Origin of the sequence: Janthinobacterium sp. GW456P (genome assembly GCF_002127655.1) — a bacterium.
Lineage (GTDB): Bacteria > Pseudomonadota > Gammaproteobacteria > Burkholderiales > Burkholderiaceae_D > Janthinobacterium.
Genome location: NZ_NEHB01000055.1, coordinates 1 through 13,490, shown reverse-complemented (window position 1 = coordinate 13,490; position 13,490 = coordinate 1). Strand labels below are relative to the sequence as shown.

Sequence of the window (13,490 nt, the reverse complement as noted above, 5' to 3'; positions counted from 1 at the left end):
TGTACGTCATCTCGCCTTTTTCAACCTGCTCGACAACGCTCAATTTAAAAGCCAGGCTGTAATCTCGCTGACTGCGTCGAAACCCTTGTTCCATCGGACACTCCTTCTCTGTAACGAAAAAGTGTCAACTTATTCCAGGACGGATCACGACATATAAAAAAAGCGCCTGGCACGGTGAAGTGCAAGGCGCTTTTCAGACAAGCTAATTTAACACGTCAAATTAGAACTTGTAGTTGCCGGTGACGTAGAACGAACGCATCATTGGATCGGCGTAGCGTGGGTCGAAACCGATCTGGTGGCCCGACGAAGCGCGCAGCGACAGCGGTGGTGCACGGTCGAACAGGTTTTTGATGCCTGCGCGGATCGTGGTTTGCTTGTCAAAGGCGAAACGTGCTTGCCAGTCGAACGTGGTGTACGACGGAACTTGCAGGCGGAAGTTTTTCTCTTCTTTTTGGGTCGCCAGGTTGTACACGGTAGCGGCTGCATCGGTGTAGCCGTTACGGTAGTTGACCGTGACCGTGTTGCTCAGGCGGCCCGTATCCAGGGTCGTCGTCAGCTTCATCAGGTTGCGGAACGTGACTTCGTTGGTGTCGCCGAAGAAGTTCATGTTGCTGGTGTAGATGTTGTCGCTACCAGCTTTGGTGTAGTTAGCGTGCAACATGTGCGTACCGCTCAATTGGGCGGTCAGCTTACCGAAAGAAAACTTGTGGTTGGCCGACAGATCCCAATCGATACCACGGTATTCCTTCTTGCCGATGTTGACCGACAGCTTCTTGAACGAGTAGTAAGTGATGCCGGTCGATGGCTCGGTATAGGTTCCGAAGCTCGATGCATACTTGATCGGATCGGCAAATGCCTGCTCTTCGGACACTTCCGACACGGCGTTGCGCAGTTTCACATCCCACAGGTCGGCACCGAACGAGAATGCCGAGCTAGGCTCGACACGGAAGCCCAGGGTGAACTGCTTCGATTTTTCCGATTGCAGATCCGGGTTGCCTTGCGATACCGCGTTGTATTGCGTTGCTTCCGCGCGGCACAGTGCGTTACCTGGGTATGGGCAGTCAAATTTCTTGGCGGTAAAGCCGGCATTGACCAGTGGCTGAGCAATTTCCAGCATGCTCGGTGCCTTGAAGCCCGTGCCGTAGGAACCGCGGATCAGCACGGTCTGTACCGGCTGCCAGCGTGCCGATACCTTGTAGGTATTGGCGCTGTCTTTTTTGCCGACAGTTTTGTTGTTCAGTTTGTCATCGATCGCCTTGACGGCATCGTGACGGCCACCCACGGTCATTTCGAAGGACTTGGTCAACGGTGCCAGCAACTCGACGAACGCGCCGTAGGTGTCGCGGCTCATGTCGTAGGCTGGCTTGGTGTTGAAGCTGTAGATGTCGTCGCCGGTGGCGCCTGGCGATTGCTCATACGTATAGGTGCGGTAGTCGCCACCGATACCGAGGCTAGCTTTGCCGCCTGGCAGGCTGAACAGTTCACGCGAGCCGTGCGTGTCGACGCCGCGCATCGTGGTCGATGCGGTACGCACCGAACCGACGAATTGCGCGCCAGCGACTTGTGCTTGCACGGATGGCTTTTGCGTCGCTGCAAACGGGTTGAAGTCCGGATTGGCCAGGATATCCTTGAATGCCTGGTTTTTCTGGTAACCGCCCGTGTAGCGCTCATCGATCGAGTTTTGCGACCAGGTCAGGCCGCTTTCGAAGTTCCACGCGCCCAGTTCGCCTTCCACACCAACGACCATGTGTTTGGTTTCGGTGATGGTGTTGCTGGCGCGCAGGCCGAAGTCGGTGCTGCGGTAGTTGGCCGTCACGGATTTGACATCGGCGCGTTGCGCTGGCGTCAGGTAGGGCGACACATAGGTGTTGTACAGCGCGCTGTCCTTGGCGATCGCAATCGGGATCGGATTGGCGGCGATACGTGCCGTCAAGTCGTAGCGCGAGTAGGCCAGTTCGGCGAACGCGTTCAGGTTGTCGTTCAGCTTGTACGTAGCTTTGGAGAACAGGCTGTCGCGTTTCGATTGCGGCACGATTTCCACGGTGGAACCCGTATCGAAGCCGCAAGCGCGTGCATTGGCGGTGGTGACATCGAAACCTTCAGGGCAATTGCCATTTTTGGCCAGGTAAGGCGAAAACGCGGTCGATGGCGCACCGCTGTTGTAGGCAACGGTGGCGCCTGCTGGCGAACCCGAGGTGCTGGTGCGGTCCCAGAGGTAGTTGTTGCCGTTGCGGCTGAACGGCACATACGAGCTAGCGGCGAACTTGCGGTCGGTGGCGCGTAGTTTCGATTGCTCGTCGTGGCGGTACGACAGCAGCACGTTGAAGCGGTCTTCGTCCAGGTCGCCGAAACCGTAGGTGACGCTGGTATTCCAGGCGTTGCCGCCCTTGTCTTCCGGACCGCCGTAGGTGGCTTCCAGGGTGGCGCCTTGCTGGTTTTTCTTCAGGATGAAGTTCAGTACGCCGGCAATGGCGTCCGAGCCGTACAGTGCCGAAGCGCCGTCGGTCAGGATCTCGACGCGCTCAACGGCGCTCATCGGGATGGCGTTCAGGTTGACCGTGGTGCCGGAACCTTGTGGCGCGATGCGGCGGCCGTTCAACAGCACTAGGGTGTAGGTTTCGCCGATACCGTGCAGCGATGCACTGGTGTTACCGCCTGAGTCGGAACCTGCGGCGACGGCGCCGATGGTGAAGCCTTGCATGGCGGGCAGGGCCTGGATCAGGTCCGCTACCGAGGTGGCGCCCGATTTGGCGATCGCTTCTTGCGACAGGCGCTGTACAGGCAAGGCTCCTTCGACGGCGATACGCTTGATGCTCGAACCGGTAATTTCAACTTTTTGAATTGCTTCATCCGCCATGGATTGGCCGGAGAACAAGACGCTACCTGCCAGAACGGTCAGGGCCAGGCGTACGCTGCGCACGCCAATTTTTTCTTTAAATGCCATTGTAACAATTACTCCGTAGTAGTTTTAATAACGACAAGCAGTACACGAGCACTGGTCTGGTCATCGGGTAGATGCCCAGCGGTGCTCGTGTACGGTAGGCGGAACCACGTCGGTGGGAGGTGGAAGACTACTTAGCGCAATATTGTTATAAATGCACTTTTGACTTGTCGAGGCAAACATTATGTCGTCTCAGCAAGAAAAAATGCACATCAACCGTGTCGGATTTGGCAATAAATTCGAGATACTGAAGAATATTTGATTTAAATGTTAAATCAAAATTTAATATTTATAAATATCTACGTTTTTAAAAATGTTAGATGGCGTTTTTTTGCAACATAAAATTATTGTATTGGCAATTTGATGTTTTACCAGCAATAATTAGATGAAAAATGTTGTATTGCAGAATTTATGCAAAGTAAAAAAATGTAAAAAAGCCCGCTAAAAGCGGGCTGATCCAATTGTGACAGAGTGTCGGTCAGGCCGCGTGCCGGTTTGGGGCTGCTCCCTGTCCTGCCAGCGGCTTACAAGGGCTGGAACACGCCGGCGGCGCGGTTCTTTTGCACATTGTCCCATGCGAAGATCTGGCCATTCATGGCCACGTACACGCCGGCCGGCAAGGTTTGCGCCACGCCGCAGGCAAAGCCCAGGTTGAACAGGGCATCGGAGTTGTCGATTTCGTAGGGAATCATAGCGCCTGTCAAAATCACCGTTTGCTGCAGGTTCGCCCCGCCCAGCACTTGCGCCGTTTCGCGCATGGTGTCGGTGCCGTGGATGATGACGATGGCTTTTTCTTGCGCCGCGCGGCACGAAGCGAGTACGCGCTGGCGGTCCGCATCCTGCATGTCGAGCGAGTCCAGCAGTGGCAATTGCTCCAGCGCCACGGGCGCCGTCATGCGCGCGCGGGCTATCGCTGCCGGCAAATGACTGTCGGAAAAGCCCAGGGTGCCGTTCAATTCGTTGTAGTGCTTGTCGAAAGTGCCGCCGGTGGCGAGTATGCGCAATGTCATGATGTGGTCACGATGTCAGTGGAGAATGACGCGCATGATATCGTGGATTGCTGCCCTTGCGTGAATGACGCTGCGGATGGGACGGCGTGCTTGCCGCCTGCGCTTGCGCGGCATCTGGAAAATTTGGCCGTCTGTGAGTACACTGGTTTCTTTGTTTGCCAGCCACCCCCGACTCCGTATGAAAGCGCTCGCTCCCGGCACCGTCATTTTTCACCGCCACCGCGGTTACGGGGTGATCACGTCCGTCAATCTGCTGACGGGCTGGATCGCCGCCCGTTTCGGCAGCGAAGCGCGGACCCTGGACCTGAACCTGTCGACCGACGACGTGCAGTTTGCCGATGGCGAAGCGATCCTGTTTCGCCGCGCGCCGCCCGACCGCATGCCGCACGCGCGCCTGATGGCCATGGTGCGCGAACTGCACCAGGCCGGTTATCAGAAACTGTATCTGTATTCCTGGCCCAAGCCATCCGGGCTGCACTGGCGCTGGCATTTGTTTACGGGGCCGCGCGACTGGATGCAGCGTCCCTGGCGCGAAGGCTGGTATGGCTCGGGCGCTGATTACAACGTCAATCCCGTGATGGGCTGGGGAGACTCTCCCGGCGCCTCCACTGGCGAGCTGATCGACGCCCTGGCCCGTTTTGATCCGCAAGGCCTGGCGCAGGCGCTGGGGCGCGACGACGACCATAGCGAGTGGTTTGGCCGCGTCTGCGACGCATTATTACCCAATTATATGTACAGCCTGGACATGCAGCGCACCGCTGGCGAGCCCTTGCAAGACTTGCCGCCCGTGCCGGTGGTGGCCGTGCGCGCCGGCGTGGCGCCGTATGCTGGCCCGCAGATCGCCTGGCCGCCCGGCTGGACCGGCCTGTGGCGCGGCCGGCACGTGCTGCCCGCGCCCGCCATCGGCATCACGGGCGAGCCCGACCTGATCAAGGGCTTTCAGCGCTCCTGAGGGGCTTGCCGCGCATGCGCCAGCGCCTCGGGATTGAGCAGACGCGTGCATTGACCCTGCGTAAAATCGACGATGTTTTGCAGGGCATAGCGGAAATACAGTTCATAGCTGTCACGCTCGACGTAGCCCAGGTGTGGCGTGGCCAGCACGTTCGGCAGTTGCAAGAGCGGCGAGCCGGGCGGCAGCGGTTCGTCCGTAAACACGTCCAGCGCGGCGGCGCCCGGATGCCCCTGTGGCAGCGCCGCTTCCAGTGCGCCATCGGCCACGAGCTCGGCGCGGCTGGTGTTGACGAACAGGGAAGTCGGCTTCATGCGCGCCAAGTCCTCGCTTGTGACCAGGCCGCGTGTCTTGTCGGACAGGCGCAAATGCAGGCTCAGCACGTCGGCCTGCTCGAAGAACGCCGCGCGCGATTCTGCCGCCGTGTCGCCGGCCGCCACGGCCGCCGCGCGGCTCGCTTCGCTGCCCCACACGAGGATGGTCATGCCGAAGGCGCGGCCATAGCCGGCGATCAATTGGCCGATCTTGCCGTAGCCCCAGATCGCCAGGGTGCGCCCTTTCAAGACCGTGCCGAGCGTGTTGCGCGCCGGTTCGATGGACGACGTTTGCCACAACCCTTCCTGCAAATGTTGCGCGTACGGCACGATCTTGCGCTGCGCCGCCATGATCAGTGCCCACGTCAGTTCGGCCGGCGCCGTGGGCGAGCCGACGCCTTCCGCGATGGCGATGCCCAACTCGGTGGCGGCCGCCACATCGATGTGTCCGCTGACCTTGCCCGTTTGCGAAATCAGTTTCAGGTTCGGCAGTTTCGCCAGCAAGGCACGGTTGAAACTGCTGCGTTCGCGGATCAGCACCAGCGCGTCGAACGGCGCCAGACGGATCGCCAGCTGGCCCAGACCCCGCGCCGTATTGCTGAACACCTTGACCTCGTGGCCATCGAGCAACTGGAAACAATCGAGGCCGCGCACGGCATCCTGGTAATCATCGAGTATGGCAATTTTCATGGTGGATGGCCGATTTTAGTAAGGATTTGGTAGGGAAATAACAGGATACGGGAAATGCTGAATAGCCTACTACATTAGTCAGGCTATTCTCCTACATTTTTGCGAGAATAGCCGTTATGCGGGTGTACAATCGCCGGCACTTTTGAAGCTTCCTGATTATAGTTATAGCGCAAACTGTTCCTGCAGCCTGGGTGCATGATCCAGGTAAACGACGCCAGAGCCCTGCCCGCGTGAGCACCCCGCCCGCAGTGAGCCGCAGCCACCTCTCAACGATGCTGCCTGTCTTGCCGGAATGACCAGAATTTCTTTTATTGGTATTGGAGGTAATATGAATCAGCCCGTCATGGGTGGCGTCGCCGCACTCAACGTCCCAGCTTATATTAAACAACAGAAACTGATCAACTGGGTGGCCGACATTGCCGCGCTGACCAAGCCGGACCGCATCTACTGGTGCGATGGCTCGCAGGAAGAGTACGAGCGCCTGTGCGCCGACATGGTTGCCAGCGGCACCATGAAAAAACTGAATGCCGACAAGCGCCCGAATTCCTATCTGGCCTGCTCCGACCCGAGCGACGTGGCCCGCGTCGAAGACCGCACGTATATCTGCTCGGCAACGAAAGAAGCGGCCGGCCCGACGAATAACTGGACCGAGCCTGGCGAGATGCGCCATACCTTGAACGGCCTGTTCGACGGTTGCATGCGCGGCCGCACCATGTACGTCGTGCCCTTCTCGATGGGCCCGCTGGGTTCGCCGATCGCGCACATCGGCGTGGAACTGTCCGATTCGCCATATGTCGCCGTCAACATGAAGATCATGACGCGCATGGGCCGTGCCGTGTACGACGTGCTGGGCACCGATGGCGAATTCGTGCCGTGCGTGCACAGCGTGGGCGCGCCGCTGGCGGCGGGCCAGGCCGATGTGAAATGGCCGTGCAACAGCACCAAGTACATCGTGCATTTCCCGGAAACGCGCGAAATCTGGTCCTTCGGTTCGGGCTACGGCGGCAACGCCTTGCTGGGCAAGAAATGTTTCGCCCTGCGCATCGCCTCGAACATGGGCTACCAGGAAGCGCAAGCATCGGACAACAACCCGGGCTGGCTGGCCGAACACATGCTGATCCTCGGTGTGGAATCGCCGGAAGGCAAGAAGCATTACGTGGCGGCAGCGTTCCCGTCCGCTTGCGGCAAGACCAATTTCGCCATGCTGATCCCGCCGGCAAGTTTTAACGGCTGGAAAGTGACCACCATCGGCGATGATATCGCCTGGATCAAGCCGGGCGCCGATGGCCGCTTATATGCGATCAATCCGGAAGCCGGCTATTTTGGCGTGGCACCGGGCACCAATGAAAAAACCAATTACAACTGCATGGCGTCCATGCGCGACAACACGATTTTCACCAACGTGGCGCTGACGGACGACGGCGATGTCTGGTGGGAAGGCTTGACGAAAGAAGCGCCTAGCCACCTGATCGACTGGCAAGGCAAGGACTGGACGCCTGCGTCCGGCACCAAGGCCGCGCACCCGAACGCGCGCTTCACGGTTGCGGCAACGCAAAACCCCGTGATCGACGCGGCCTGGGACGATCCGGCCGGCGTGCCGATCTCGGCCTTCATCTTCGGCGGCCGCCGCTCGACCACCGTGCCGCTGGTCACCGAGGCGCGCAACTGGGTGGAAGGCGTGTACATGGCCGCCACCATGGGTTCGGAAACGACGGCTGCGGCCGTGGGTCAGATGGGCGTCGTGCGCCGCGATCCATTTGCCATGTTGCCGTTTATCGGCTATAACATGAGCGATTACTTCCAGCACTGGCTGGACATGGGCGTCAAGGTAGGCAAAGTCAACCCGGCGGCCCTGCCGAAGATCTACTGCGTCAACTGGTTCCGTACGGACGCGGCCGGCAAATTCGTCTGGCCTGGCTTCGGCGACAATATGCGCGTACTGAAGTGGATGCTGGAGCGCATCGAAGGCAAGGCGGGCGGCGTGGAAAACCTGTTCGGCACGACGCCGCGGTATGGTGATCTGAACTGGGATGGCTTGCCATTCACGCAAGAACAGTTCGACACTATCACCTCGATCGACAAGGCCGCGTGGGTCGAAGAATTGAAATTGCATACGCAGTTGTTTGAAAAACTCGCGTATCATCTGCCGAAAGAATTGGCAAATCACAAGGCTGCGCTGGAAAAGCGTTTGGCTGAGTAAGCGTTTAGTAGTGGGGGAGAAACACGTCGGCAAAGACTGGCGTGCGATAAATGACACGCCGGCAATGACTGGGGTGCTTTTAAAAGAGAAACGGTGCGGATTGCATGAGCAATCCGCGCCGTTTTTTATGCCGTGCCCGATGCGTCTAGCCGGCCTTGGCCGGCACGACATAAACAGGGTAGACCGGGTCCAGCATTTTGGGGCATTGCCCAGGCTTTGCTGCGGGAAAGGTGACCGCCAGCGGCGCCGTCTCATGCAGGCTGTCCTCCACTTCCAGTACGCCCGCGTAGGCCTTGACCAAACGTGGCGCAGGCGCCTGGCATTCGCCTATCGCCAGTTCGCGTCCCTGGCCATGGAAACTGCTGCCATAGGGAATCTTGGTGCAGACAGTCGGCCAATATTGGAATGCCGTAAAACCTTGTGTCGCAGAGAATTGCTGCTGGTCCCGCTGCTCCAGTTTTTCCTGCATGAAGTACATCAGCAGTGCTGGATAGGCCTCGTACGCCGGAGGCAGCGCCAGGCGCAATGGCTGGCTGGCCAGCGTGACCAGAATGTCGCAACTGCCGCCGCGGGCCATGCGGAGCTTTTCGCGCCTGGCGGCACCGTCCGCGCCGATCGTGAAGGGTGTCTGGCCGTCCAGATTCAGCGACGTTCTTGCCATGCGCAGCTCGGCCTTCAGGCGCTGCCCGCCATCGCGATAGACAATATCGTAGACCTTGCCAGGCTTAAACCCTTCACCTGCCTCGACCCGGTACAGCCCGTAGGCTGCATCGACCTCGTCACTGATATCGCGCAAACCATTCTGTAAGGCAAATCGTTTCACCTTGTCGCTGGGGCCGTCCTGTTCCTGTTTTGACCAGTCCCATTTCAACGATATCAGGGTGCGGCAGAGTGGCGTGAGCGGCTGTTCTTGCTTTGCGCATTGCTGCATTCGGCTATTGGCCAGAAAGCTGGTCTTATCTTGCACGCCCATCTGCTTTTCCACATGCAGCCGCACCACTACCGGCGTCAGCTTGCGGCCCGTGCCGCGTTCCCGGAGTTGGAAGCGCTTTGCGGAGAGGGCGACCGGCGGAGCGACGATCGAATAGCCGTCCTCATCGCTGGCCAGGGTATCGGGATACTGCCCGGGACGAAACAGGATGCCACGGGCATTGGCGGGCAAGGTGACGGACTGCGCACGCTTGCCCTTGGCCGGCGCAAGGTGCAGGAATTGCCCAGGTTCGTCTGGCGGGCAAAAACAGGCCCATGCGGGCAGCGCGGCGCCAGCCAATGCCACGGCGATGCCGCCGCGCGCCAATGTTGAAAATGATGATGCAATCGACAAACCGCCCTCAGTATGAAAGTGGCCGCATGGCCGGGAAAACAGTTTCCCATAGAAAAATCCCCCGGGCAAGACAACTGGCCGGGGGATCGTGAGGGAAATTGGAACTTATTGCTTCAGCAGCGGCCCCAGGTACTTGCCCGTCACGCTGGCCGGGTTCAGCGCCACGTCTTCCGGCGTGCCCGTGGCGATGATCTGGCCGCCGCCGGCGCCGCCTTCCGGACCCAGGTCGACGATCCAGTCGGCCGTCTTGATGACGTCCAGGTTGTGCTCGATGATGACGAGGGTGTTGCCCTGGTCGCGCAGGCGGTGGATGACTTTCAGCAGCAGGTCGATGTCGTGGAAGTGCAAGCCTGTCGTCGGTTCGTCGAGGATGTACAGGGTGCGGCCCGTGTCGCGCTTGGACAGTTCCAGCGACAATTTGACGCGCTGCGCCTCGCCACCGGACAGGGTGGTGGCGCTTTGCCCCAGCTTGATGTAGCCGAGGCCCACGTCGAGCAGGGTTTGCAGCTTGCGCGCGATCAAGGGGACGGGCTTGAAGAATTCATGCGCCTCTTCCACCGTCATGCCCAGCACTTCCGTGATGTTCTTGCCCTTGTATTGCACTTCCAGCGTTTCGCGGTTGTAGCGCTTGCCGTGGCACACGTCGCACGGCACGTAGACGTCGGGCAGGAAATGCATCTCAACCTTGATCACGCCATCGCCCTGGCATGCTTCGCAGCGTCCGCCCTTCACGTTGAACGAGAAGCGGCCCGCGCTGTAGCCGCGTTCCTTGGCCGTGGGCACGGTGGAGAACAAGTCGCGGATCGGTGTGAACAGGCCCGTGTACGTGGCGGGATTCGAGCGCGGCGTGCGGCCGATCGGCGCCTGGTCGACGGAAATGACCTTGTCGAAGTGTTCCAGGCCGCTGATCGATTCGTGCGGCGCCGGTTCCGTCTGCGAACCGTACAGATGGCGCGACAGGGCCGGATACAGGGTGTCGTTGACCAGCGACGATTTGCCGGAACCGGACACGCCCGTGACGCATGTCATCAGGCCCACCGGCAAGCTCAGCGACACCTTCTTCAGGTTGTTGCCAGTGGCGCCCGTGATCACCAGCTGCTTTTCCGGGTTGCTGGCATGGCGCTTGGCGGGCACGGCGATTTTCAGCTTGCCGTTCAGGTATTGCGCCGTCAGCGACTTCTTGTTCTTGAGAATGTCGGGCAAGGTGCCTTCGGCGATGATCTCGCCGCCGTGCACGCCCGCGCCGATGCCCATGTCGACGATGTAGTCGGCCGTGCGGATGGCGTCTTCGTCATGCTCGACCACCAGCACGCTGTTGCCGATGTCGCGCAAGTGTTTCAGGGTTTCAATCAGGCGGTCATTATCGCGCTGATGCAAGCCGATCGACGGTTCATCGAGCACATACATGACACCCGTCAAACCGGAGCCGATTTGCGACGCGAGGCGGATGCGCTGTGCCTCTCCGCCGGACAGCGTGTCGGCGCTGCGGTCCAGCGACAGGTAATCGAGGCCCACGTTGTTGAGGAATTTCAGGCGCGAAATGATTTCCTTGACGACGCGGTCGGCGATCTCTTTCTTGGCGCCCGTCAGTTTCAGCTTTTCAAAGAATTCCAGCGTTTCGCGCAGCGGTTTTTCCGCCACTTCATAGATGGCGCGCTGCTGCTTGCCGGTGCCGACCTTGACGAAGCGCGCTTCCACGCGCAGGCGCGCGCCATCGCATGAGGGGCAGCATTTTTCATTGATGAACTTGGCCAGTTCTTCCTTGACGGCCATCGAATCCGTTTCGCGGTAGCGGCGCTGCAGATTGTTGACCACGCCTTCAAACGTGTGTTCCTTGATGACGGTGCGGCCCCGTTCGTTGACATAGGTAAACGGAATCACTTGCTTGCCGGAACCGTACAGCACGGCTTGCTGGGCATTCAGTGCCAGCTGTTCGAACGGCATGTCGAGGTCGAATTCGTAATACGCGGCCAGGTTCGACAGCATCTGGAAGTAAAACTGGTTGCGGCGGTCCCAGCCCTTGACGGCGCCCGACGCGAGCGACAGGTTCGGGAACGCGACGATGCGTTTCGGGTCAAAGAATTCAATGTGTCCCAGGCCGTCGCATTCCGGGCAGGCGCCCATCGGGTTGTTGAACGAGAACAGACGCGGTTCCAGTTCCTGCAGGGAATAGCCACACACATTGCAGGCGAACTTGTTCGAGTACACGTGTTCCTGGGCGGTATCCATTTCGTAGGCGATGGCGCGGCCATCGGCCAGGCGCAGGGCCGTCTCGAAACTTTCCGCCAGGCGCTGCTTGATCTCCTGGTTCACCTTGACCCGGTCGATGACGACGTCGATCGTGTGTTTTTCCGTTTTCTTTAATTTCGGGAGGTCATCGACTTCATAGATTTTCGCCGCATGCGTGCCGCTCTGCACGCGAAAGCGCACGAAGCCCTGCGCCTGCATCTGCTCGAACAGGTCCACGTGTTCGCCCTTGCGGTTGGCGACGACGGGCGCCAGTATCATCAGCTTGGTGTCTTCCGGCATGGCCAGCACGGCATCGACCATTTGCGATACGGACTGGGCGGCCAGCGCGTTTTCCGGATGGTCGGGGCAGTACGGCGTACCCACGCGCGCATACAGCAGGCGCAGATAATCGTGGATTTCCGTCACGGTACCCACGGTCGAGCGCGGGTTGTGCGACGTTGCCTTCTGTTCGATGGAGATGGCCGGCGATAGGCCCTCGATCAGGTCGACATCGGGCTTTTCCATCAATTGCAGGAACTGGCGCGCATACGCCGACAGCGACTCGACATAGCGGCGCTGGCCTTCCGCATACAGGGTATCGAAGGCCAGCGACGACTTGCCGGAGCCGGACAAGCCGGTAATCACGATCAGCTTATTGCGCGGCAAATCGAGATTGATATTCTTGAGGTTATGCGTGCGAGCGCCGCGAATGCGGATCTGTTCCATGTGATTGCCTTGCTTTCAGTGAGTGGTGCGGCCGGCGCATTGTGCCTGGGTGCGGATGCGGAGCCACAACGGGTCAACCTGTAACTATAGCCGGGTTTTGCTCTGCATGCCTGAGGCGTCCATGGGCGGATTGCGCCGCCGGACGAACGTGCCCTGACAAAGTTTGATACAGATGCGTACTGACGTTTGAATACTGTATATAATACCAGTATTCAAGTTTCTTGTTTTCCTCTGCCGTGAAAAAAACGTGCCACCGCACGAGAGATGGCGTTCGCCAGAAAGCGGGTGCTTTGCGTCGCGTGGTCGCTTATAATCCTCGTTTAGTACACTAAACTACCGCGCGGGACACCGGCTCCCGCTGCAGTTCATCAGGAGTTATTCATGGCATCAGTCAACAAAGTCATCATCGTCGGCAATCTGGGCCGTGACCCGGAAATCCGCTACATGCCTAGCGGCGACGCGATCGCCAACATCGCCGTGGCCACTTCGTACAAGTCGAAGGACCGCAACACGGGCGAACAAAAAGAATTGACAGAGTGGCACCGTATCTCGTTCTTCGGCCGCCTGGCGGAAATCGTCGGCCAATACCTGAAAAAAGGCTCGTCCGTCTACGTCGAAGGCCGTCTGCAAACCCGTAAATATACGGACAAGGACGGCGTCGAGAAGTACGCAACCGACATCATCGCGGAACAGATGCAAATGCTGGGCGGTCGCTCCGGCATGGGCGGCGACGCCGGCGGTGGCGATGACAGCTACGGCGGTGGCGGCGGCTACGACGCCCCGGCCCCGCGCCAGGCACCAGCCCCGCGTCCAGCTCCGGCACCGGCACCACGCCCGGCACCGAAGCCAGCGCCGAACTTCTCGGATATGGATGACGACATTCCGTTCTAATGGGCACTTTTCTTAATTCGTAAACAAAAGGCCTGCAGCCGAGAGACTGCAGGCCTTTTTTATGCACATGATCCGTCCTGGAATAAGTTGACACTTTTTCGTTACAGAGAAGGAGTGTCCGATGGAACAAGGGTTTCGACGCAGTCAGCGAGATTACAGCCTGGCTTTTAAATTGAGCGTTGTCGAGCAGGTTGAAAAAGGCGAGATGACGTACAA

General features: G+C 59.2%; 8 protein-coding genes. 3 read left to right on the top strand and 5 right to left on the bottom strand.

Annotated features, from left to right (window positions below; all coding sequences use genetic code 11):
- Positions 1 to 220 precede the first annotated feature (220 nt).
- Positions 221 to 2,857 carry a TonB-dependent receptor gene (locus tag CBW66_RS27925; RefSeq protein ID WP_230492397.1) on the bottom strand — a complete coding sequence of 879 codons (2,637 nt, stop codon included), beginning with the start codon at positions 2,855 to 2,857 and terminating at the stop codon, positions 221 to 223.
- Between the two features lie 608 nt (positions 2,858 to 3,465).
- Positions 3,466 to 3,951 (bottom strand): asparaginase domain-containing protein, encoded by a 486-nt coding sequence (locus CBW66_RS27920; RefSeq protein ID WP_086140978.1) that lies wholly within the window; start codon positions 3,949 to 3,951, stop codon positions 3,466 to 3,468.
- Between the two features lie 178 nt (positions 3,952 to 4,129).
- Here CBW66_RS27920 and CBW66_RS27915 point away from each other — a divergent pair, with 178 nt between their 5' ends.
- Entirely contained in the window at positions 4,130 to 4,903 is a 774-nt protein-coding gene (locus tag CBW66_RS27915; RefSeq protein ID WP_086140977.1) for an L-asparaginase, read from the top strand.
- Here CBW66_RS27915 and CBW66_RS27910 read toward each other — a convergent pair.
- Positions 4,891 to 5,904 carry a D-2-hydroxyacid dehydrogenase family protein gene (locus CBW66_RS27910; RefSeq protein WP_086140976.1) on the bottom strand — a complete coding sequence of 338 codons (1,014 nt, stop codon included), beginning with the start codon at positions 5,902 to 5,904 and terminating at the stop codon, positions 4,891 to 4,893. The genes CBW66_RS27915 and CBW66_RS27910 overlap by 13 nt on opposite strands.
- Positions 5,905 to 6,232: 328 nt before the next feature.
- Between CBW66_RS27910 and CBW66_RS27905 the strand changes: the two genes are divergently transcribed.
- Positions 6,233 to 8,104: a phosphoenolpyruvate carboxykinase (GTP) gene (locus CBW66_RS27905; RefSeq protein ID WP_086140975.1), complete on the top strand. Its 1,872-nt coding sequence runs from the start codon at positions 6,233 to 6,235 to the stop codon at positions 8,102 to 8,104.
- Positions 8,105 to 8,249: 145 nt separating this feature from the next.
- Here CBW66_RS27905 and CBW66_RS27900 read toward each other — a convergent pair whose 3' ends face one another.
- On the bottom strand, positions 8,250 to 9,428 hold the full coding sequence (locus CBW66_RS27900) for a hypothetical protein (protein WP_139841819.1): 1,179 nt from the start codon (positions 9,426 to 9,428) through the stop codon (positions 8,250 to 8,252).
- Between the two features lie 105 nt (positions 9,429 to 9,533).
- Positions 9,534 to 12,383: an excinuclease ABC subunit UvrA gene (uvrA, locus tag CBW66_RS27895; protein ID WP_086140973.1), complete on the bottom strand. Its 2,850-nt coding sequence runs from the start codon at positions 12,381 to 12,383 to the stop codon at positions 9,534 to 9,536.
- A 381-nt stretch (positions 12,384 to 12,764) separates the two neighbouring features.
- On the opposite strand from uvrA, the gene ssb reads away from it, so the two are divergent.
- Entirely contained in the window at positions 12,765 to 13,274 is a 510-nt protein-coding gene (gene ssb, locus CBW66_RS27890; RefSeq protein ID WP_046683231.1) for a single-stranded DNA-binding protein, read from the top strand.
- Positions 13,275 to 13,490: the final 216 nt, after the last annotated feature.